26 protein-coding genes and 1 pseudogene are annotated in these 19616 nt (G+C 63.9%); 17 read left to right on the top strand and 10 right to left on the bottom strand.

The window, feature by feature from the left end; all coding sequences use genetic code 11:
• Positions 1-352: 352 nt before the first annotated feature.
• The 3 genes from ABIB25_RS24250 to ABIB25_RS24240 all read right to left on the bottom strand — a co-directional run bounded on the left by ABIB25_RS24250 (position 353) and on the right by ABIB25_RS24240 (position 1564).
• Positions 353-535: an RNA polymerase sigma factor gene (locus tag ABIB25_RS24250; protein ID WP_354531105.1), complete on the bottom strand. Its 183-nt coding sequence runs from the start codon at positions 533-535 to the stop codon at positions 353-355.
• Between the two features lie 93 nt (positions 536-628).
• Entirely contained in the window at positions 629-976 is a 348-nt protein-coding gene (locus ABIB25_RS24245) for a hypothetical protein (RefSeq protein WP_354531102.1), read from the bottom strand.
• Positions 977-1099: 123 nt separating this feature from the next.
• A complete protein-coding gene (locus ABIB25_RS24240; protein WP_354531101.1) occupies positions 1100-1564 on the bottom strand; it encodes a hypothetical protein in 465 nt (154 codons plus the stop codon).
• Positions 1565-2179: 615 nt separating this feature from the next.
• Here ABIB25_RS24240 and ABIB25_RS24235 point away from each other — a divergent pair.
• Together ABIB25_RS24235 and ABIB25_RS24230 are read left to right on the top strand one after the other, a co-directional pair.
• A pseudogene (locus ABIB25_RS24235) lies at positions 2180-2419 on the top strand (transposase); the annotation flags it as partial.
• A 446-nt stretch (positions 2420-2865) separates the two neighbouring features.
• Positions 2866-3198 (top strand): hypothetical protein, encoded by a 333-nt coding sequence (locus ABIB25_RS24230; RefSeq protein ID WP_354531100.1) that lies wholly within the window; start codon positions 2866-2868, stop codon positions 3196-3198.
• Between the two features lie 1142 nt (positions 3199-4340).
• Here the strand turns inward: ABIB25_RS24230 and ABIB25_RS24225 are convergent.
• A complete protein-coding gene (locus ABIB25_RS24225; protein WP_354531099.1) occupies positions 4341-5009 on the bottom strand; it encodes a hypothetical protein in 669 nt (222 codons plus the stop codon).
• 380 nt (positions 5010-5389) lie between these two features.
• Between ABIB25_RS24225 and ABIB25_RS24220 the strand changes: the two genes are divergently transcribed.
• The 6 genes from ABIB25_RS24220 to ABIB25_RS24195 all read left to right on the top strand — a co-directional run bounded on the left by ABIB25_RS24220 (position 5390) and on the right by ABIB25_RS24195 (position 9439).
• Positions 5390-5815 (top strand): NUDIX hydrolase, encoded by a 426-nt coding sequence (locus ABIB25_RS24220; protein WP_354531098.1) that lies wholly within the window; start codon positions 5390-5392, stop codon positions 5813-5815.
• 167 nt (positions 5816-5982) lie between these two features.
• A complete protein-coding gene (locus ABIB25_RS24215; RefSeq protein ID WP_354531097.1) occupies positions 5983-6315 on the top strand; it encodes an ArsR/SmtB family transcription factor in 333 nt (110 codons plus the stop codon).
• Positions 6308-6739: an SRPBCC family protein gene (locus ABIB25_RS24210; protein WP_354531096.1), complete on the top strand. Its 432-nt coding sequence runs from the start codon at positions 6308-6310 to the stop codon at positions 6737-6739. The genes ABIB25_RS24215 and ABIB25_RS24210 overlap by 8 nt, the downstream gene beginning before the upstream one ends.
• 26 nt (positions 6740-6765) lie before the next feature.
• Complete coding sequence (locus ABIB25_RS24205) at positions 6766-7134, top strand: nuclear transport factor 2 family protein (RefSeq protein WP_354531095.1); 369 nt, start codon at positions 6766-6768, stop codon at positions 7132-7134.
• On the top strand, positions 7131-7499 hold the full coding sequence (locus ABIB25_RS24200) for a TfoX/Sxy family protein (protein ID WP_354531094.1): 369 nt from the start codon (positions 7131-7133) through the stop codon (positions 7497-7499). The genes ABIB25_RS24205 and ABIB25_RS24200 overlap by 4 nt, the downstream gene beginning before the upstream one ends.
• A gap of 542 nt (positions 7500-8041) precedes the next feature.
• A complete protein-coding gene (locus ABIB25_RS24195) occupies positions 8042-9439 on the top strand; it encodes an IS1380 family transposase (protein ID WP_354531093.1) in 1398 nt (465 codons plus the stop codon).
• A 324-nt stretch (positions 9440-9763) separates the two neighbouring features.
• Here the strand turns inward: ABIB25_RS24195 and ABIB25_RS24190 are convergent, their stop codons facing one another.
• Both ABIB25_RS24190 and ABIB25_RS24185 read right to left on the bottom strand, forming a co-directional pair.
• Positions 9764-10717, bottom strand: a complete 954-nt coding sequence (locus ABIB25_RS24190) for a reverse transcriptase domain-containing protein (protein ID WP_354531092.1) — start codon at positions 10715-10717, stop codon at positions 9764-9766.
• Positions 10647-11099 (bottom strand): hypothetical protein, encoded by a 453-nt coding sequence (locus tag ABIB25_RS24185; protein ID WP_354531091.1) that lies wholly within the window; start codon positions 11097-11099, stop codon positions 10647-10649. Before ABIB25_RS24185 ends, ABIB25_RS24190 begins: the two co-directional genes overlap by 71 nt.
• Before the next feature lie 1035 nt (positions 11100-12134).
• On the opposite strand from ABIB25_RS24185, the gene ABIB25_RS24180 reads away from it, so the two are divergent.
• The 4 genes from ABIB25_RS24180 to ABIB25_RS24165 all read left to right on the top strand — a co-directional run bounded on the left by ABIB25_RS24180 (position 12135) and on the right by ABIB25_RS24165 (position 13658).
• Complete coding sequence (locus ABIB25_RS24180) at positions 12135-12539, top strand: transposase family protein (protein ID WP_354531090.1); 405 nt, start codon at positions 12135-12137, stop codon at positions 12537-12539.
• A gap of 454 nt (positions 12540-12993) precedes the next feature.
• A complete protein-coding gene (locus ABIB25_RS24175) occupies positions 12994-13245 on the top strand; it encodes a type II toxin-antitoxin system Phd/YefM family antitoxin (RefSeq protein ID WP_354531089.1) in 252 nt (83 codons plus the stop codon).
• The gene (locus ABIB25_RS24170) at positions 13242-13502 is read left to right on the top strand and encodes a Txe/YoeB family addiction module toxin (protein WP_354531088.1); all 261 of its coding nucleotides are present in this window, start codon (positions 13242-13244) and stop codon (positions 13500-13502) included. The genes ABIB25_RS24175 and ABIB25_RS24170 overlap by 4 nt, the downstream gene beginning before the upstream one ends.
• 6 nt (positions 13503-13508) lie before the next feature.
• Entirely contained in the window at positions 13509-13658 is a 150-nt protein-coding gene (locus tag ABIB25_RS24165) for a hypothetical protein (RefSeq protein WP_354531087.1), read from the top strand.
• Between the two features lie 605 nt (positions 13659-14263).
• Here ABIB25_RS24165 and ABIB25_RS24160 read toward each other — a convergent pair.
• Entirely contained in the window at positions 14264-14524 is a 261-nt protein-coding gene (locus tag ABIB25_RS24160; protein WP_354531086.1) for a type II toxin-antitoxin system RelE family toxin, read from the bottom strand.
• Positions 14521-14769 carry a type II toxin-antitoxin system Phd/YefM family antitoxin gene (locus tag ABIB25_RS24155; RefSeq protein ID WP_354531085.1) on the bottom strand — a complete coding sequence of 83 codons (249 nt, stop codon included), beginning with the start codon at positions 14767-14769 and terminating at the stop codon, positions 14521-14523. Before ABIB25_RS24155 ends, ABIB25_RS24160 begins: the two co-directional genes overlap by 4 nt.
• 331 nt (positions 14770-15100) lie before the next feature.
• On the opposite strand from ABIB25_RS24155, the gene ABIB25_RS24150 reads away from it, so the two are divergent.
• From ABIB25_RS24150 to ABIB25_RS24135, 4 genes are all read left to right on the top strand, one after another.
• On the top strand, positions 15101-15841 hold the full coding sequence (locus ABIB25_RS24150; RefSeq protein WP_354531084.1) for a dienelactone hydrolase family protein: 741 nt from the start codon (positions 15101-15103) through the stop codon (positions 15839-15841).
• A 181-nt stretch (positions 15842-16022) separates the two neighbouring features.
• On the top strand, positions 16023-16304 hold the full coding sequence (locus tag ABIB25_RS24145; protein WP_354531083.1) for a type II toxin-antitoxin system Phd/YefM family antitoxin: 282 nt from the start codon (positions 16023-16025) through the stop codon (positions 16302-16304).
• The gene (locus ABIB25_RS24140) at positions 16301-16567 is read left to right on the top strand and encodes a type II toxin-antitoxin system RelE family toxin (RefSeq protein WP_354531082.1); all 267 of its coding nucleotides are present in this window, start codon (positions 16301-16303) and stop codon (positions 16565-16567) included. Before ABIB25_RS24145 ends, ABIB25_RS24140 begins: the two co-directional genes overlap by 4 nt.
• Positions 16568-16869: 302 nt before the next feature.
• Positions 16870-17160 carry a hypothetical protein gene (locus ABIB25_RS24135; RefSeq protein WP_354531081.1) on the top strand — a complete coding sequence of 97 codons (291 nt, stop codon included), beginning with the start codon at positions 16870-16872 and terminating at the stop codon, positions 17158-17160.
• 488 nt (positions 17161-17648) lie between these two features.
• On the opposite strand, the gene ABIB25_RS24130 is transcribed toward ABIB25_RS24135, so the two are convergent.
• Entirely contained in the window at positions 17649-18161 is a 513-nt protein-coding gene (locus tag ABIB25_RS24130) for a phospholipase A2 (RefSeq protein WP_354531080.1), read from the bottom strand.
• A 360-nt stretch (positions 18162-18521) separates the two neighbouring features.
• Between ABIB25_RS24130 and ABIB25_RS24125 the strand changes: the two genes are divergently transcribed.
• Positions 18522-19187 carry a hypothetical protein gene (locus ABIB25_RS24125; protein WP_354531079.1) on the top strand — a complete coding sequence of 222 codons (666 nt, stop codon included), beginning with the start codon at positions 18522-18524 and terminating at the stop codon, positions 19185-19187.
• 175 nt (positions 19188-19362) lie between these two features.
• Here the strand turns inward: ABIB25_RS24125 and ABIB25_RS24120 are convergent, their stop codons facing one another.
• The gene (locus ABIB25_RS24120; RefSeq protein WP_354531078.1) at positions 19363-19608 is read right to left on the bottom strand and encodes a hypothetical protein; all 246 of its coding nucleotides are present in this window, start codon (positions 19606-19608) and stop codon (positions 19363-19365) included.
• Positions 19609-19616: the final 8 nt, after the last annotated feature.

The following is a 19616-nucleotide window of genomic DNA, read 5'->3' as shown; positions in this document are numbered from 1 at the left end:
GAATAGTCCAGCATGTTCTCTTGCAAACTTACAACTACCTTAGTGGGGGCGGTTTCCATAGCTTTTACGGAAGATACCTGCACCTCTGCAGATTTAACTGAAGGAGCCTGCACTGCTGGCGCGGCTAGTTGGCCCTTGGAGCTGCTAGTCGAGCTAACAGCCAGGAAAATTCCCAATAGAACAAGTACGGTAACCGCAGCTATCAATACCGGCCTGCGAGGGCTGGGGACGCGTGGCGCTTCCCTAGAGATAACCTCCCATCGGGCAAGGCCCGGACTTAGGCGAGATGAGAGCTCACCCAGTAGATGCCGGGCAGCTTTCCCTTTGTCGTCATCTTCGACGTCTTCCTGATTCATAACCGCTCTCCGAATGTGATAGTCTTGAACAGTAGGGCAAGTCCGCGTGAAATATGCGATTTTACTGTACCTAGAGGAAGCCTCATAATTTCTGCTACCTCGCGCAACGATAAGTCTAGCCAGTAGCGAAGGACCAAAGCATCCCGCTGTGGAGATGATAGCTCAGCTAACGGTTGCAGGAGTTCAATATCACGGTACGCTAATATTAATTCTGAAGAGCCCCATTGACCGAGATCGTGGGCAGCGATACGCTCGCGCTCTCCTGTGTGAGATCAGTACGACGCTCGGAATGCTTTGGTGGGAACTGCTTCGCAGTTCCCACCAAAGTGCTCAGGACAGTTCAACTCCGTGACGCCGTACTCCTCGATGAGGTCGGCCCGCGGAATCGGTACTCCCTCTTGGCCCACGACCTTCTGTTTCCCGTCGGGCCCGATCTCGGTCAGGGCCTTCCCCTGCGGGTAGCGATCTTTGAAGGGATCCTCTGCCGTGGGGTCGAGCAGCCTGCGGGCATCCAGCAGGACCGGATTGCCGTTCTTGTCGACGACGATGTCGCCGTCGGCGTCCACCATGGTCATTGTGTCCGGGATCTTGTTCATATCCACGGTGCCGTCTTCGTTCACGTAGTCGTCGCCGCCTGTAGAGCTTGCCAGGCTACTGCAACGCCGCCAGACAACCCGAGTCCGATCACGACGCCGGCTACTACTAGGTGCAGGGCACGTATCTGCATGTTCACTGTTCCCCGATCAGAATAAGTGGTTCAAGGATGAGAGGTCGCCGCCGTACCACGTGTTGCCATTGCGGATCGCGCCGATCGTCAGAGTCCGGTACGACCCTGCGCCGCACGGTCTGACGCCGGCGTAGTTCGAGATGCGATAGTTGTCCGTCGCCACTGGGCTGAGGACGTAGCTGTACGAGATGCAGTTGGAGTACGAGGACGGGTTGCTCGGGCTCTGCTTCTGCAGGACGTACGTCACTCGGATGTAATTGACCGGTCGCGTCCAGTCGTCCTGGCAATTCGCGCCGAATACGTTGTCTCGTAGGGCCTGCACATCACCTCGAAGGTAGATGTTTGTCGCCCCGCTCTCGTGCCCGGTCTCCGAGCGGAGCTCCGTACAGGGCAGCTCACTCTCGTAAACCAGGGCCGTTTGGTAGACCGAGTGGGCAGCTGCCACGCCCGTTCCCAACCCGAACAGCAACAGAACGATCAAGCCGACGACGCTCCCGCGTCGCCCGAGTCTCCGTGGTCGCCGCCGCGGTGTCATGCGAGTCTCCGCCGCTGGTTCTGCCGTTGCACCATTGGCCTCCATCCAGTCGAAGCAAGTAGCCCTCACTGTGGCACATATCACACCCCCTGGCAAGGGCGCCTTTATTATCTGTTTACCATGCAATCCATTCAGTCCCAGCAAGTAATCGACGGTTCTGGCGGAGGGCAGCTGCCTGCTGCGATGCCCCCGATTGGTCGGCGACCATGGGACGCTTCGCCGCTCGGTTCGGGGGCGGGCCATTGCGCGCGGTGCGACAGGGACCTGGTGGCGGCAGTTGCGCGAGAACGGCAGCAGCCCGCCGCTGGGGTCTGGCCGATCTCGGGCGAGCATGCGACGTGGGCATCCAGGTGCATGCCCGTGGCCGCGCTGTTGATCCAGCGGGGTCTGCCAACTTTAACGGATATTGTGCGGGCCGTTCGGACCTCGGGAGAATACTGAGGCGGGGACCGCTGCCTGGCTACAACTGGGGCCGCGGCGCTGTTTGGTCCGCTCTTCCGAGCTTTTGCAGATCACCAATGACCCCAGAAGTGATAACCCGGCGAGGCCTACTGCAGGTGGGTCCCAGAGATCCACGCCCTGGCCACCACCGTCGACACCTGGCAGGCCCCGAACATCGCCGCCATCGACACAGCTCTGTCCAACGCCCGCAGCGAAGGCTACAACCGCATTGTCAAGAACATCGGACGGATCGCATTCGGGTTCCGCAACACCGACAACCAACGCCGCCGCATACGATGGGCCTGCACCCGCCGAACCTGGCCGGCGCCATCCAGGATGACAGCGCAACGCCCCTGTTAATTCTGAAGAGCCGATAATGGCGTGGCGAGTGTATTTGAATGGAGATGAGCAGGATCTCAGGAGGTTGCGTGAGGAACTGGCAGACGGCGACTTGGTAGTTGCTCACGACGACGAGAGCCAGCGAACCTACTTGCAAGCGGACGACTTCGACTCTTTAACCGAAGCGGATGAGGTTAGGAAAGCGGCTCTACCGAGGATCTTGGTGTTAAACGGTATCAGTTCGATGTTGTCGCCCCGATCTGGGCGAGTAAGTTTCGCTGGCAGCATTTCGGCCGTCGGGTCTCGACACGTCTTTGTCGCCGACGTCGCCGAGGTCACCGACACGATCGTGACAACACGCGGCGCGACAATCTTCGCCGAAGCGGCTGCCGTCGTCATCGCTTCAGCCAGCGCAAGCGGTTCTGTCAGCAAGGGGACGGCACAACCGCCCGGACCAACAACCGACCATGAGCCGGTATCGGCAGCTCACCACTCATCCAGAGCTCGTGGAGGTCTATCGAGTCCTTGGCTCGGTGGCGAAGCCCAAGTGGGCGGAGTTCTACAAGGTCTACGAGCTGCTTCGCCAGGCTGCCGGCGGCAGCGACCGTGACCTGAGCCAACGGACTGGAGTCTCGCAGGCGCAGATCGGGCGGTTCACGGCCAGTGCTAATCACCAGGAGATCAGCGGAGACGATGCACGCCACGCGACTATGAGAGGAACGCCCGGTGCCAACACAGGCCTGACCGTCGAAGAGGGGAGTGCGGTCATTGATCAGCTGATCCAGGGCCTCGCACGCTAGGCAATACGGGTAGCAACGAATAGTTCCCGCTGGGCTGCTGGGCAGAGTGGGAGCGGTCAACCGACTCACCGACAGCGCCGTGGTCCTGGTCGGCCTCTTGGCGGCCGGATGCTCCACCAGTGAATCCCGTTACGGTGCCGCTGACGATGGTGGTCGCGCAGGCGAGAGGGTGACCGGTGAGCGTTCCCCCTACGGGCGGGTGGGTTTGGTCAAGTAGAACGGACCCGGGTTGTGCACGAAAGTTGGCCTCGCTCAGGACTTGGGCCCAGCAAGACACGAAGGGTGGACTGTCGAGTTTGCCTCAAGGCGTGGACGCCGAAGGTCTATCGTCGCGTCATGAGGGTCAAGGCCGCGATGGGCGGCGTGCTTGCCCTGCTGATCACGGCATGCTCAACGACCTCGGCGGTGGGCTTCCACACGTCTACTGCGCCCGCTTCGCCCACCAGCAACCCGGGATGCCAGACGGAGCGGCCAATCTTCGTCTGGGAGCAAACCCAGGGCCAGGAGCCGACCGCCGAACTACTGGGTGACGAAAACGCCAGTGTGAGTCGGTGTTGGCCACCATCGGATCCAGCGGACCAGCGGGCGTTACATATTGCATCAAGATCGCATACGCTTCTGATAACCCTGGCTATGACCAGGGCCTCGTGCCGGCGGCTCCACTCGTGAAGCCCTTCAGGACGTCTGGTGCCGGGTGTAAGTGATCGACCGCTCCACGTTCCGCTTGCGGTCCGGGTTTCGCCAGATGTGAGGCTGTGGTCGCTCGCGCAGGTTGGGTCGGCAAACGGGTTGCATCATGGGGATCGGAATTACTAGCGTTGAGCTATGGCAGTCATGTCATGGCAGAACCGGAAAGACTTCGAAGCGGACCTCCGATCTGCCTCCCCGGCTCGGCTGGTGGAAATGCGCGATTGGGCCTCCGCTGCTGAACGGCATGCTGATCTGCCGGGTACAGGACGAGCTAAGAAGGGTCGGAGGATGTTTCGGCAGATGCGCCAAGCTGCTGAGGAAGCGCTGGAGTCGCCCCCCGGATAGGTCACCCGGGAGCGGTCAGTCTTGGGAGGCGGCCCATCGAGGGTGCGTGTCCCGATAGCCGATCGCTGACCGGGTAGCGGCCGATGTCCGTGTGAAGGTTCGGTCGGTCACCCACCAAGTGCGGTCAGCACGCTGACTCCGATCGTGGTGCCCAATCCGTTGAATGCGGGTATGGCCTGCTGTGACATGGCCAGCTGCGCGCCGAGTACATAGCCGAGCACCACCGCCAGTTCGGCGCCTTTGGACACCCAGGCCTGGTCGCAGGCAATGGCGCTGCAGACCACTTCTGCGCCGCTGAAGCCGGGGTGTCCGACGATCACTTGACAGCTGGCGCTGCCGTTGGCGGCCTCCGCCTGACAGTCGGCGACAGGCCCGGCGGTGACCTTGACCGTGACGGTCCACGCCAACTTGGCGACAGCTGGGAACGTCACGTCAAGCGGCTGACCAGCAGAGCAGAGACCGGAGTCTTCAGGCGTCCGCGACGTCCCCTCCGGCAACAATGATGCTGCTGCGGCGATGGCTCGTGCAGCCGAAGCAGCGCAGTCCCGGATGATCAGCGCGGAGGAGCTGGTTGCGGCGTTCGGCGTTCGATCGGGGATGATCGGGTCAGGAAGATCGGGCCGGCTGCTGGCCGGCAGGCTGGACGTGGTCAAGGTGGAGGACGGCTGCGTCGTGCTCTGAATGGCAGCGGTGTCTGGGTTTGCGGTCGCCGTGCAGCCGGACAGCACCACCAACAAGACGGCCAGCGCCCCACGCATCTGCACACCGTAGGTCATCGCACCGCCTCCTACCCGGGCCTCTCCCGTTCACCAGTTGGACGGGCCCCGCCGTCGGCACGTTGCACGCAAACCTCGGTCGGGGTCGTCTCTCGCTGCCGGTGCACCTAAATCTATGCCTCACTCCCGACGCGGCCTGCTTGGAACGTCGACCGGTGAACGGGATGGCCCCTCGGCGACAACGACCGACTGAGCCCGCCGATCGCCGACCGGTCAGCGATCGATGACCGGACACCGATCGATGACCGGTCACCGATCCGGGAGTGGTGGTAGTAGCTCAAGGCGGTTGGGGCCGCGTCGTGATCGGGTACGGGGCGGTGGCCCGGCCGCAGGCCAGCTTCTAGGGTGGGGCGGTGCCCACCGACCCATTCCGACTGGCCGTGGCTGTCTACGGCATCTTGACCGACGGCGACTGTGTCCTGCTGATGCGCCGAGCTGGTTCTGGCTACCGCGACGGCCAGCTCAGTGTTCCCGCCGGGCACCTGGACGGCGGTGAAGATGCGCTCTCCGGGTTGATCCGCGAGCTGAGGGAAGAACTCACGATCGCTGCCGACCCGGCCTCCTGCCGCTTGGCAGTGACGGTGCACCGGGCGCCTGAGACCGCAACCGACAGCGAGTACCTCGACTTATTCTTCACCGTCGAGCGGTGGGCAGGCACTCCGGCAATCGGTGAGCCAGATAAGTGCACTGAACTGGTCTGGGCGCGCAAGTCCGCGCTGCCATCTGACCTAATCGACTATGTGGCGACCGCCCTCAACGCCGCCGACAACGCACGCCCCCTGCTGCTACACGGCTGGACCGCCTGAAGAGGTCTTCCCGGTCGAAGTTGTGCCGTATGTCGATCCTCCTGCGGACCGGGTCTGCCGTCCGGGTGGGGCTCGGCTGCGATCGGTTCGCGCCCGGCCGTGCTGGGACTCTGGTATTCGTTTGTACAAACGTCCGTTGGTGATATCCTCGCTTGAGGAGGTTGCGGATGAGCGAACCGGCAGGCGAGCTGGATCGAACGTTCCATGCGCTGGCCGACCCGAATCGTCGCGCCATCTTGTCGGTGGTGCGCAACAAGCGTTGCGCGGTCGGCGAGATCGCGGACATGTTGGGGCTGTCGCAACAGATCGTTTCTCACCACCTGAAGGTGCTTCGTGCGGCTGGCTTGGTGACCGGCGCGCGGTCGGGCACGCGTCATCTGTTTGTCGTGCGCGTGGAGGGCCTAGCCGTCGGGAAAGGGTTCTTCGAGGACTTCTGGCCGGAGCGGTTGAGCGCGTTGAAGCGTGCGGTGGAGTCGTCGGCCCGGAGCAGCGATGGCTGAGCATCGCGCCACGATCGACATCGACGCCGCTCCAGAGACCGTCTTCCAGTTCCTGGTGACCGACGCCGGAATGACCTCGTGGATGGGGCAGTGGGCATCGCTTGACCCGGTGCCCGGCGGCCAGTTCGCGGTGGACATCGCTGGCTACCCGGCGCGCGGCATGTTCCTGGAAGTGGATCCACCTCGACGGGTCACCCTGTCCTGGGGGTTCGCCGGCAATGAGAGCTTGCCGCCGGGTTCGTCGATGGTGTCTTTCGAACTGACGCCTATCAGCGCCGGGACCCGGGTCGAGGTCGTCCATACCGATCTGCCGGAGGACCTGGTTGGTGGTCATATGGACGGGTGGAGCCATTTCCTGGCCCGCCTGAGGAGGGCCGCCACCGGCGAGCACCTCCCGCCCGATAGTTGGAAACCCGGTCCCTGAGCCGCTTACTAGCCGAAGGAGAAGTTATGCCGAATGTTCACGACGCACTGTCGACGGTCGAGGCCTACCACCAAGCCTGGACCAGCGGCGATATCGATCAAGCTCTGACCTATGTCTCCGACGACGTCCACTGTTTCGCCCCCGACGAGAACGTCACCACCAAGGGCGACTGGCGCGACTATCTCGCCGGATTCGCGCCGATGCTGACAGGCGTACCCGAGCACAGTCGGATGACTGACGAGAATCGGGTGGCGCTCTGGTATTTCCCCCAGACCGCGGTCACAACGACGACGCTGGCCAGCGAACTGTTCACAGTCCATGAAGGGCAGATCGTCGAGATCCGTCTCGCCTTCGACCGCCTGAGCTACATGCCGCGGCAACAGCAACCGGCATGACACCAACCCCCGCAGGCGACTCGTCGCGCGGATTGATCGACCGGATCAGGGCGTTGCTACCGGGTCAGCACCTTCAAGAAGTGCGCATGTTCGGTGTGCTGGCGCTGATGGTCGACGGTGCCATGGCAGTGGCCGCGCACAACGACGGCAGTCTGCTCGTCCGCGTCGACCCAGCCGAAGACGCCATCCTGCTCGCAAAGCCTCACGCATCCCGCGCGGAGATGGGAACCGGTCGCTCGATGGGGCAAGGATGGATCCGAGTCGAGGCGAGCGGGCTGCGCAAAGATCAAGCCCTCGCCGACTGGCTCGAAGCCGCCACCCGCAATCTCACTCACCGGAAACCCGGGCGCTCACGAGCCCGCTGACGCCTTGGCCGGCGAACCATGGAACCGCTGCCCGGTCATCCATCCCCAACGGGCACGTCCACGATCTTGGTCGTCGGCCGCCTCCAAAGGCGGCTCACGGCGCCGCAGGACGTTCGGCTTGCGGCGATCGACGGATACGGTCGCACGCTCAGGTTTCTGCACGGGCGCGTGTGGCTAGATTTCACACATGACGGTTGAGTACGCGGCTCCTCGATGGACGCGATGGTTATTCCTCTACCTCGCCGTCCTTGCTGGTTGCACCGCTGTCCAGGCGACCAGCGATCAACAGCGAACCGCGGTGCTCGTCACGTCTGCCGTCGCGATCACGCTGAACCTGATTGGCGTGCTGACGGGATCCATCAGGATCCGGAGGAAGAATGAGGCGGGACTTCGGCCGGTCCTCCTCGGTGTCGTGGTCCTAGCCTCGCGCTTTCTCGCGGTAGGTGAACAAAGGTGTTTTGTTCATGGAGAAAGGTGCTCTGAGCTGCAAGGATAGGTCTTGCTGAGGGACCAACACTACGCAGATCTGGAGCACCTTTCTGATGTCGAACCCTACCGGTTTGTATCCGCGGTTGACAGTGGACACGACCGCGAAGCGGGTGGTGTCCCAGGCCGGTGCAGTGCTTCTGGTCGCCGCCGCCGGCAAGGTCGGTTTGGACCGGGAACTGTCGAGGGCGTTGGCGCCGTGGCGCAAGCAGTCGGCGGTGCTGGATCCGGGGAAGATCCTGCTGGATCTGGCGATCAGCGTCGCCATCGGCGGTGACTGCCTTGCCGATGTCGGGTTGCTGCGGGCCGAACCGTCGGTGTTCGGCAGGGTCGCCTCCGACCCGACGGTGTCCCGGTTGATCGACGCACTGGCCGCCACCCCGGAAACAGCGTTGAGCGCGATCAACCAGGCCAGGGCTGCTGTGAGACAACGTGTATGGATGTTGGCTGGTGACGCCGCGCCGGATCATCAGATCAGCGGCGAGCATCCGCTGGTGATCGACCTGGACGCCACGTTGATCACCGCGCACTCCGAGAAGGAGTTGGCGGCGCCGACGTTCAAACGGGGCTTCGGGTTCCACCCGTTGGGCGCATGGGCGGACCACGGCCAGAGCGGCACTGGTGAGCCGTTGTCGATGCTGCTCCGCAAGGGCAACGCCGGTTCCAACACCGCCGCCGACCACATCTACGTCACGAAGCAGGCGCTGCGGCAGCTGCCGTTCTACCGTCGCGGCGGACGCATCGGCCGCAAGTTGCTGATCCGCACCGACGGTGGCGGCGGGACGCACGAGTTCCTGAGATGGTTGTCCGGGCAGGGACTGTCGTACTCGGTCGGGTTCACCTTGACCGATGACATGGTCGCCAAGATCGACCAGCTGCCGGAGGCTGCGTGGACCCCGGCGTATGACGCCGACCGGACGGTCCGCGACGGGGCGTGGGTCGCCGAGCTGACCGGCGTGCTGAGCCTGGGCAGCTGGCCGGCGGGGATGCGGGTGCTGGTGCGGGCCGAGCGGCCGCATCCCGGCGCACAGTTGCGGTTCACCGACGTCGACGGCAACCGGCTCACCGCGTTTGTCACCAATACCACCGCAGGTCAGCTGGCGGACCTGGAGTTGCGGCACCGGCGGCGGGCCCGCTGCGAGGACCGGATCCGCAACGCGAAGGACACCGGGATGCGGAACCTACCGTTAACCGACTTCGCGCAGAACCGCATCTGGATCGCCGTAGTCCAGCTGGCGACCGAGCTGACCGCCTGGATGCAGATGCTCGCCTTGGCCGGGACCGATGCCCGTCGGTGGGAACCCAAACGGCTACGCCTGAGGCTGTTCTCAGTCGCCGGGACCATCGCGCGCCGATCCCGCCGAGTCTGGCTGCACCTGTCTGGTCACGCCCCGCACCGGCACCTGTTCACCACCGGCTTAGCACGCCTGCACGCCCTGCCCGCACCCACCTGACCTGCAACAACCCCCGTCGACCAGCACCAGGAAGCCCAACCGGAACGTGGAATCCGGCACCACCCCAGGTGACCATAGGGGCGATCTGACGACGCCTTCGACCCGACGGACAGCCTCAGAACCGCTGATCTATCGCTTACAGGCAGGGTCGTCCACCTCGCGTAGGGTCGGGAGCTGGCGCGGTGGCGGTGGTTGGCGGTAGGTCCCGATGCCTTGGTGCCCGCGGTTTCCCGTCGGGTTGTCCCACTTCGGTGGCCCTGGCCAACTCGCTCCGTTTCCAGCTCCCGCCCGTCGAACCGTGCATGCGGTTCTCCCGCACACGGCTCACCGACGTCGTTCACCGCCGGCATTCGGTGTCACCCGCCAGGCCCGGAAGGGCCTGGGTGCGGCAATGATCCCGTCAAGGCTGAAAAGTCCCAAGTGATTCGGTGATTGGAAGAACACCACCGAACGACCGAAGGCCCGGGAACGTCTGTGCCGCTTGCTGATCAACAGCGCCAGACGCATCCGCATGTAGTCCCTGACCTTCGCAAAGTGACGGGTGGAGTTGCCGAACCGGAAGTACGCGGCCCAGCCGCGGACAAACCGGTTGACCCGATCCACCGTCGCGTTGATGGGAAGCAGCAGCAGTGACCGGTCCGTCAATTCCCGGATCCGGTCGCGGGCATGCTGCATCGCCTTGTTCGCGGGCCAACGGGCCAGGAACACGACACGCTTTCCGGAGCGTCGCCCGTCACTGCGGACCAGCCGGTGGTGAAAGCCGAGGAAATCCACACCCTCGCCACCCACGACCAGTTGCACGATCCGGGTCTTGGCCGCCTTCGGTTCCAGACCGAGATCGGCCAGCAGGACCCTCATCTGCGCAAGCGCAGCTTTGGCCTGCCGCTCCGTGGAGCACATCACCACCACGTCATCGGCGAACCGCACCAGCACCCCGTGCTCACGCGCATCCCATGCCCGATCGATCCGGTGCAAATAGATGTTCGCCAGCAGCGGGGAAACGACCCCGCCCTGCGGAGTGCCGGTCACCGATCGCCGGACCTGCCCATCGTGCATCACCCCAGCGCGCAACATGCCGCGCAGCAGCTGCACTACGGATCGGTCACAGACGCGTTCCTGCACCGCCTGTATCAACTTGTCGTGCGGAATCGCCTCGAAACAATTGGCGATGTCCGTCTCAACCACCCACCGCCGTCCCCGCCAGGACTCATCCACAAGTACCTGCAGGGCATCGTGTGTTGAACGTTTCGGGCGGAACCCGAAAGAACACGGCAACATATCGGCCTGTCAAGATCGGCTCGAGCACGATCTTCACCGCAGCCTGCACGATCCGATCACGCACCGTCGGAATCGACAAAGGACGCAACTCCCCACTACCGGGCTTGGGTATGAACACCCGACGCGCCGGAGAAGGACGCCACCTGCCGACCTTCAGATCCGCGACCAACTCATCCAGCAGCCGGGACACCCCGTACTCCTGGACATCGGCAATGCTCGTACGGTCGATACCGGCCGCGCCGCCATTGCGGCGCACATCGACCCACGCCCGCTCAAGGACATCCCTGCGATAGACCTTGTCCGAAAGCGCGTGGAACCTTCGCCCGGGATCAGCCTTGGCCGCCCGGTAAAGCGCATGCTGCAAGGCACGAACCGGGTCCATCACAGACCCCGAAGCGGCGGAACTAGCCGAAACGGCACTCACCGGGCACCTCCAAGACGAGCACGACACATCGACGAAGCAGCGGCCCTTCCCTCACCGGCGGTTGTGTTGTCCGCTCGGCTCCAGCAGTACTACGGCCGCCTCCGACGCCCACCCGACACGACACCCACTTCCCGGCGAAGACCGGTCATAGGGCGCGTCTCTCCGGTGACAACATCGCAGGTCACCGGGCCGGGGAGGGCCTCCCCAGTTCCCGCCGTCACTATCTGAACGTTCCACACCCCATACGCCGGAGGGTTCTTGGCGGCTGCGATTTCAGGTTCTTCACCGCGTCCATGGCCTTCGCCGTGCTAACAGCGGCTCGGCTCCCTCTGCTCCCACCCTCACGGGCAGGACCTCTAACGACGCTGCAGGTTTGCCCTTCATGCTGCGGACCGAACAGTTGCTCCCCCATAAGGGCTTTTGACACTGGGCTTCGACCCTGACCGTTTCCAACCCGAGCCGCCAGTCTGCTACCGGGCCTCCTGACAGCTACCCGGACCGGACTCGCACCGGCAAGCGACGACGAGCACGAACCAACAGATCACCCCGACACGAGGTCACCTCCAGTTCCGCTGGGCGCACGAAAGATCGAGGTTAGGGCGCTGGGCCTTCCGCTACCTGCCGAACTTGCGGATTTGGAAAGCCGCTGATTTTTATCCGCGTGCCCGTCGACGCAGCGATGACTCCAGGCTTCAACGCTCGTCTGCCCGTTGAGCGATCCCGTTGCGGAGACGAGATACATCGCGACGGTCGTGCTGGGGGATGACCAGATCGTCACCGCTGGAGGTTCGGCTTCCGGACGGCTGGTTGGCCGTTTCCCGGGGAACGGGCTATTCGAAATGGTAGTTGTCGGGTTCTTCGGTGTCCTGGTTAGGAACCCTTTCAAGCTGATGGTGTGTGAAATTGCACGGTAAGTGGTTCTGGCTCAAGTTCCGTGAAGCTGGTTGGGGATCCGGCGCTCGGACCAGGGAAGGTGTGTGATCCCCTGGAGGCATGGCTGTTGACTGCCGTTCTTGCCGCGTTCTGCTTGCGCACCTATCGCTGGTGAAGGTCGACGACATTCGCACGGTCGACGGCATGGTGAGGATCTCCGCGCATCCGAGGGCGCGGGCAGCGCGGTGCGTCCGCTGCAGGCGGGTGTCGACGCGGGTGCACAGCACCTACCGGCGTCAATTGGCGGATCTACCGGTCGCCGGGCAGCCGACGGTGTTGTGGCTGACGGCGCGCAGGTTCTTCTGCGATCAGGCTGACTGCCGCACCGCAACGTTCGTCGAACAGATCCCGGGTCTGACCCAGCAGCTGGGGTCGGGAACCGATCGCAGGGCTCGGAGCAACGCCGCCGGCGCCGCCGGGATGTCGGGGAATTCATCTTCGTCGAATTGGTCAACGACGGTGTAGCTGGGTGATGATGACATCGGGCGTGGTCCTTGGCTGTGAGTGAGCGGCCTGAAGAACCTTCATGATCATCACCACGGACCACGCGCACCCGAAAACCGCATCCTCACGGCGTGTCGCAGCCCATCACCGCAGGTCAGGAATCGTCAAACCGACTTTGCCGGGGCCGTGGGTTGGTAGTGCTTGATGTAGAGCTGCCGCAGCGCTGCCTCCGTCGCGGTGTCCATGCCTGCGCCGCCCCTTCGGTAGTCGCGACTCACGGGTGTCCGCTACATAGACGACTGAAGCCAGCGAAAGGATGTACGTGGCAGGTCACCTCGGCCACCTGGCTTCCGATGAGCGATCGGTCACCGGGCCCCGGGCAGGGTCTTCGCGGCGGCGCCTCGCTGAGCCGGGATTTCCCGGCATTCAAGCCACGGAAGTGGTACAGTAAAACGTACCACTGGGAGGTGATGCAATGACTGCGATCACTGCAACTGATGCACGTAAGGGCCTGTTCGGGCTCATCCAGCAAGTCAACGACGACCACACTGCGGTCGAGGTCGTCTCCAGGCACGGCAACGCGGTCATCATGTCCAAGGACGACTACGACGCATTGACCGAGACCGCCTACCTCCTGAGGACTCCCGCAAACGCAGGACGGCTGCTTGAAGCGATCGAGCGCGTCCGGCGCGGCGAATTCGAGCACCATGATCTCCGGGATGCGTGACCCGGACCCTCGCCTTCGATCCGAACGGGTGGGAGGACTACCTCTACTGGCAGACCCAGGACCGCAAGACGCTCAAGCGCGTCAACCAGCTCATCGCCGATGTGCTCCGCGACCCGTTCGTCGGTATTGGCAAACCGGAACCGCTCAAGCACATCCTGGCGGGCGCCTGGTCCCGCAGGATCGATGAAGCCAACCGCTTGGTCTACTACGTCACGGACAAGCACATCGTCGTCCTGCAAGCCCGAGACCACTACTGACGTCAGGTGCGTTCCCAACTCAAACCCGCCGCTGCACCGCCGACCTGCGGACGGCCCGTCCCCACGTCGGACGTCATCGGCAAGGCGATCTTCATCGTCGCTCCAATCTCGCGGTGGCGCACCATCGGCAATCCCGACATCGACCCACCCCGATGAACTGACCGGTCACCGATCGGGTGTTGGTCACGGGAACCGGCCAGCCGTTGACTGTTCTGCCCATCTGACTGCCTACCCCGCACATCGTCCTGCTCAAGGACTGGTGACCGAAACAGGATCCGGATATGAACCGCCTGCTGCGTTGGAGCTGAAGCGGAAGTCGGTGTTGCCGTTGCCTCCGACTGCTGGCCACATCAAGCGAAGAAGGCGGCGTAGACGATCAGGGCGACTCCCACTGGCCCGCAGATGACCCCGGCGGCGATGAGGCCCCGGGGTGCTCTTGGTGACCTGGCGCCGGGAGCATGCCAGTTCCCCAAAGTGTCAAGGTACTTCGAGGTCTGAGGTCGCCCGATTCCGGTGACCAGCATGCGGGTCGCAACGAAGATCGAGGCCAATTGCAGCAATGCCGACCCGCTCCCAACCTGTCGGCCGGCCCGGAAGCTGGCTATCGGCAAGGTCAACGATCACGGCCACTAGGGTCATGCATGACATTGTGCGCGCCGGTACCGCGATGAGGCTCGTCATTGGCTGTGGCCATATTGGGTCGGCCAACAGGGCGGTCTTCGGGTCCGCCCGTTGGGGATCGGCCGACGAGAAGTTGGGTGCTACTGGTCGTAGATGTCGCGTCTGTGTCCGAGCCTGACGACGACGATCAACAGGACGTCGTCCTGGACGGTGTAAAGGATGCGGTAGTCGCCGACCCGAACTCGAAGGCCTGGTCGGCCCGGTAGTGCGCGCGCACCGGGCGGGCGCGGATCTTCGGCAAGCAAAGCGATCGCGCCTTGGATGCGTCGACTGACCGCGGGGTCGAGCTTGCGCAAGGCACGGGCGGCCGCTGGGCGGAGCTCGATCCGGTAACGGCTCACGCCCAGCCGAGGTCAGCTTTGACCTGTTCCCAGGGAATGTTTGGTCCCTCCTCCGCCATAGCCTCGTCGAAGGCAGCGGCGTCCTCGGCATCTTCCAACGCTTGCATCAGTTGTTCGAAACGCTCCGGACTCACCAGTACCCCGGCCGGGCGGCCATGGCGCTGAAGGAAAACCGCCTCGGTACGTGCCGTCTCCATCGCGGCCGGAAGGTGGTCGCGCGCGTCGCTGATGTTCATCGTGGCCATGCCTATATCGTACGAGTCGCGTGCCGTTTCGTACAGACGGGCTTCTGTGTAGCGCCGCATGCGGTCGGCCACGATCCTGGGGGCCCCGCCGTCCCGTACGACGAACGCTCACCGGGACGGTCAGCCCGTTGGGCGATCTGCCTTGCGGAACGACGGACGTAGGTCCTCGTCCACGGTTCGGTCGTCGTCGCACCGCCCGGCGACGGTCGCTCTGCGGGCGGCTATCCACGACCGAGCAGCCTGGCCACGGCGGTGGGTAACGTGGACAGAAGCGAGCATCCCAGGCTTTGACTGGTCGGGCTGCATCAGCGCGTGCCCTGAGGAGAGACGAATGACCCAGCACGATGTCGAGGTTCCGACGGCCGATGGGGTAGCGCCGGCGTCGCTGCACGTGCCCGACGGGGATGGCCCGTGGCCGGCCGTCATCATGTACCCCGACGCCGCGGGCCTGCGTGCCGCTCACCGCGACATGGCCGAGCATCTGGCTGGCCTCGGCTACGTGACCCTGGTGCCCGACGTCTACTACCGCGATGCGCCGTGGGCACCGTTCGACGCTGCCACCGTCTTCGCCGACTCCGACGAGCGGGCTCGGCTGTTCGCGCTGATGGGCACGGTCACGCCTGAGGTCATGGCCGCCGATGCCCGCGCGTTCATCGACTTCGTGCTCGCCAGGCCGGAGACGACCGGCGGCCCCGTCGGGACGACCGGTTACTGCATGGGCGGTCGCACGTCGATGATCGTCGCCGGGCGGCTGGGCGAAGCGATCGGCGCGGCCGCGTCGTTCCACGGCGGCGGCCTTGCAGTCGCCGACAGCCCCGAGAGCCCTCATCTGCGAGCCGGTGACATCACCGCCACTGTCTACGTGGCCGGGGCGGTCGAGGATCAGTCGTTCACCGACGACCAGCGTGAGCTGCTGGAAGCCGCCCTGACCGAGGCCGGAGTGTCACACCTGGTCGAGACCTATCCAGCCCATCACGGCTTCGCGGTGCCCGACAACGACACCTACGACGAGGCCGCTGCCTCCCGGCACTGGAAAGCACTCGCTGACTTCTTTGGGCGCACGCTTACATGACATCGAGACTGCTCGGCCCCGAACTGGCGCGGCAGCTGGAAGACATCGATGTCCGGTTCCGGTGCCACAACGCTGACCGGTGACGGAACGACTCCGGCGGCGGCCGTTGCCACAACGGGATCCGTAACCGGAACAGCCCGTGCCCTACGTAGAGATTACATTTAGACTATGATTCTGGTCTATGACTACGCTGCCGCTGTCCGAGGTCAAAGCACGACTGTCAGAGATCGCCGAGGAAGTCGCCACGACCCATGAGCGCGTCCAAATCACTCGAAATGGCCGCGACTACGTCGTCCTGCTCGCCGCCGACGATCTCGAGTCGATCGAAGCGACCATTGAGCTGCTCAGCGACCCTGACGCCATCGCACGACTCCAGAGTGCAGAGCAAGACATCGAGCATGGACGGGTGCTCGACGAACAAGCCGTACGAGCACTTCTTTCCAAGTCGGCGGCGACTGAATGACCTTTCGGGTCGTCGTGACCCGGACTGCCGCACGCCAGCTGGCCGAGGGGCTTCCCGAGGCGGCAGCCGCCGCCTGCGTCGAGTTCTTATTCGGTCCCCTGGCCGACAATCCTCTTCGCGTCGGTGCCGAGCTGCGTCCGCCCTTTGCCGGACAGTGGCGCGCCCGACGGGGGGAGTACCGCGTTCGCTACCGCATCGACCACACAGAGGGCGTCGTGTACGTACTCGATATCGATCATCGACGCGATGCCTGCCGGCGCTGAGACCGTCGTCCCGGTCGGGGATCCGCATTCGGGGGCGATCCCCGACGGGCGCCTTCCTGATCCTGGTGGTCGGCCGCCTCGAGGCGGCTTGGTCGTCGCAGGACGTTCGCCGTACGGCATCTGATCGGGCCGGCTCGGCTCATACTCAAGACGTGAGCGTCGTCTTTTCTCTTGAAGTTCGCGGTTGCCAGGTTGCCCTGCCTGACCCAGGCGGCGCCGAATTCGGAACATTCGATGCTGCCGGCGATTTTGACAGGTTGCTGTCACTCGACCCGGGACCTGAACTCCGATCAGGTCTCGCGATGCCGACGCTGAGTCGCTGCGGTGCCTACGGGGCGGTGGTCTTCGGGTGCAGCGATCTGGTGGCGATCGCCTCCCAGGCGAAGGCGTTGAGGGTTCTTGCACGACCTGGACCCGAGCAGCGCGGACTCGACAGGCTTCATGCCCTCGCCGTCTACGGCGCTCGCGAGTCCGATGCGGTGCTCCGTGCCGTAGGCGACCAGCGACGGCGACCTGATCCGATGGATCGAATGGTGGCGACCCAATGGTGGTTCCCCGACCGGGCAGACTTCATTGTGCTCGTCGACGCCTGACGCAATATCGACCTCGGACTCAGGTTTTGGCGCTCGTCCTCGTGCTGGTTGCGGTAGCAGCATTACTACTTGACGCCTTGACTTCGTTTGGGTGGGGCGGCGCAACTACCGGATGCGCAGGTATAGCACTGGCTTTGATGGCCGTTCTGGCGCCACGTCCCGGTTCGAAGACATCCTGATCTCAGAGACCACCCTGTCCTGCTTCGGCTCGCTAGGCCAAATAATTGGAGAATAGAACGGCCAGATAATTGGAACGGAAGCGCCAACTAGCTCGACAAGTGACAGGGCGAACGGCAGCACGTCGGAGCGACATCGACGTGCTGGTCGTAGCCGCGGTAATGCAGTAACGTCTTGGCCGACCGCGCCCACGATCGAACAACTCGTTGGAGCGGTTGGCCATCTCGCGCGGCCTGGATGCCGGGCGGATCAGACGCAACCGCCAATGCCGTCGCCCAGGCCATCAGGAACACGGCTGAAGCATCTGAGGATCAGCCGAAGAATGCCTTGTCTCCGTGGTGGTTCACCGCGTAGTAAAAGGCGTTTGCGGCCGTGCCGCAGAGGGGTTTCCGGGGGTCGTACAGATGCATCTTGCCGCACTGGATCTTCATGTTGGCCAGGAATCGCGAGTCGATTGAATTCTTCCGCGATCTGGTCCGATCGTAGTGATGCTTGGAGCCGTAGTTGCGGTAGCCGAAGTCGTGCAGTACACAGGATGATTTGAACACGCTCGAATAGACCAAGGACTCCACCGGAATCGCGACCTTGATGTAGATGGGGAGGCTGCAGCCGTCGGTTGACCAGTCGATCGCTGTTGGCCGGGTACCTTTCCACGTCACGTAGGCGCCGGAGATAGACGACGACGAGGTGAGCGGGGAGTATTCAGTGTCCGAAATTATCTGCGCCGTCGTTCTGGGCGGATCCGCCTGTGCGCTCGGCGCCACCCCCACGCTGACAACCACGACAGATATCGCCGCTACCAAACCTGCACGTAGTCCATGCATCGGACCTCCCCTGAAAGCTCCGCCCCTGCTGACGCCGGAGCCGAGTTGGCGCTGGATTGCGCGCCTCAGACCTACCCTGGACCGCTTGGTGCTCATACGAGATTCCCTCCGTGAAGTCGCGACGCCCGTTTTGTCCGTGCTGTCCTTTGTTCACACAGCCCGCGACCGAAGCCTTCAAGGTTGAAGCCATCTCGAACCCGCTTGCCCTGTGAGTGCGAACCGAAGTTAGCGCAACGAATGCCGGCAGTACACGACTGACCAGGATAAGTAAGTTACTTTTTCAAGATGCTTACGCGAGAACCTGGACAGCCGAAGCTCCCTCCGCGATCAACTCGACGGACGGCTACTCAGACCAAGCAGTTGCTGCTGGATGTCGCGTTGCACATGCTCCACGAGCGCGGCCCAGCCGCCGGAGTCAGCCACGTCAAGTTGACCGATGTGCTGGAGCAAGCCGGACTGACGACCGGTGCGGCGTACCGACTCTGGGACGACCAAAAGGCGTTCCACGACGACCTGGCGATCTACGCAGTGCGCTGGCGCGGTCGTCAGTCGACCGAAACGACCGCTCAGCGGGTCATGCCGATCATCAACTCAGGCGGCCCCTGGCAGGAGGTTATACGAGCTGGCGCAGAAGCCAACCTGCAATCGTTCCCTGAGGACATCGCCCTGCTGACCACGATGGCCCTGCGAGCCAGCGCCTACGGCCACCCGGCCCTACTCGAGGCGAGCCGCGAACGACACGCCGAGGCTATGTCCGCCTACGGCGGTCTCTACCAGACGGTGCTGATCGCTTATCGTCGCCAGCTGAAGCAGCCATTCACCCTCGACCACCTGTGCGCGCTTCTGGCCGCCCTTTCCGAGGGGTTCACGCTGCAGGCCGCGACCGGAGAGCCTCACCCCGTCGTCCACATCGAAAGTGACGATCCCCAGGTCGGTGAACCGTGGACACTACTGGCAGTCGCCGCCGTCGCCCTCATCGAACACTTGACTGAAGACATCCCGCCGCCGGCTGCACGCATGAGCTGATTCAGGACCCGGCCGGTGCTGTATCGGTATCAGCAGGCCGCGGCCGGGCCCCATGGCGGCCGCCGAGATGATCTCCAGGGACTGGAACGAAAGGTCCTTCCCCTGGCCCGACCACAGCCGGGCGTCGGCGTCGTTGCGGACCAGTGCGCCTCGGTACCCATCCCACCTGAGTTCATCACAGCTGCCCCTGGCCAGCGTGTGCCGCTCCGGGACCTTCGCCCCGGCCAGTGCCCTGCAGGCCGCCGAAACCGACCGCCTCCGACGCGCCGACGCGTCGATCAAGAGCGCGCAATATCAGCAAAGGTTGGGTGACGTCCTTGACGAGCACCACCGGCACGTCGACCTCCTGGGGATGAGGCGGCGTCCCGGCGCCGGCCGAGCACCACTGAATCCGCAACCTGTCGATCGCGAACACTGTCATCTGACACA

This window comes from Nakamurella sp. UYEF19, from assembly GCF_040546275.1.
GTDB lineage: Bacteria > Actinomycetota > Actinomycetes > Mycobacteriales > Nakamurellaceae > Nakamurella.
This window is presented reverse-complemented; position numbering and strand designations above follow the sequence as displayed.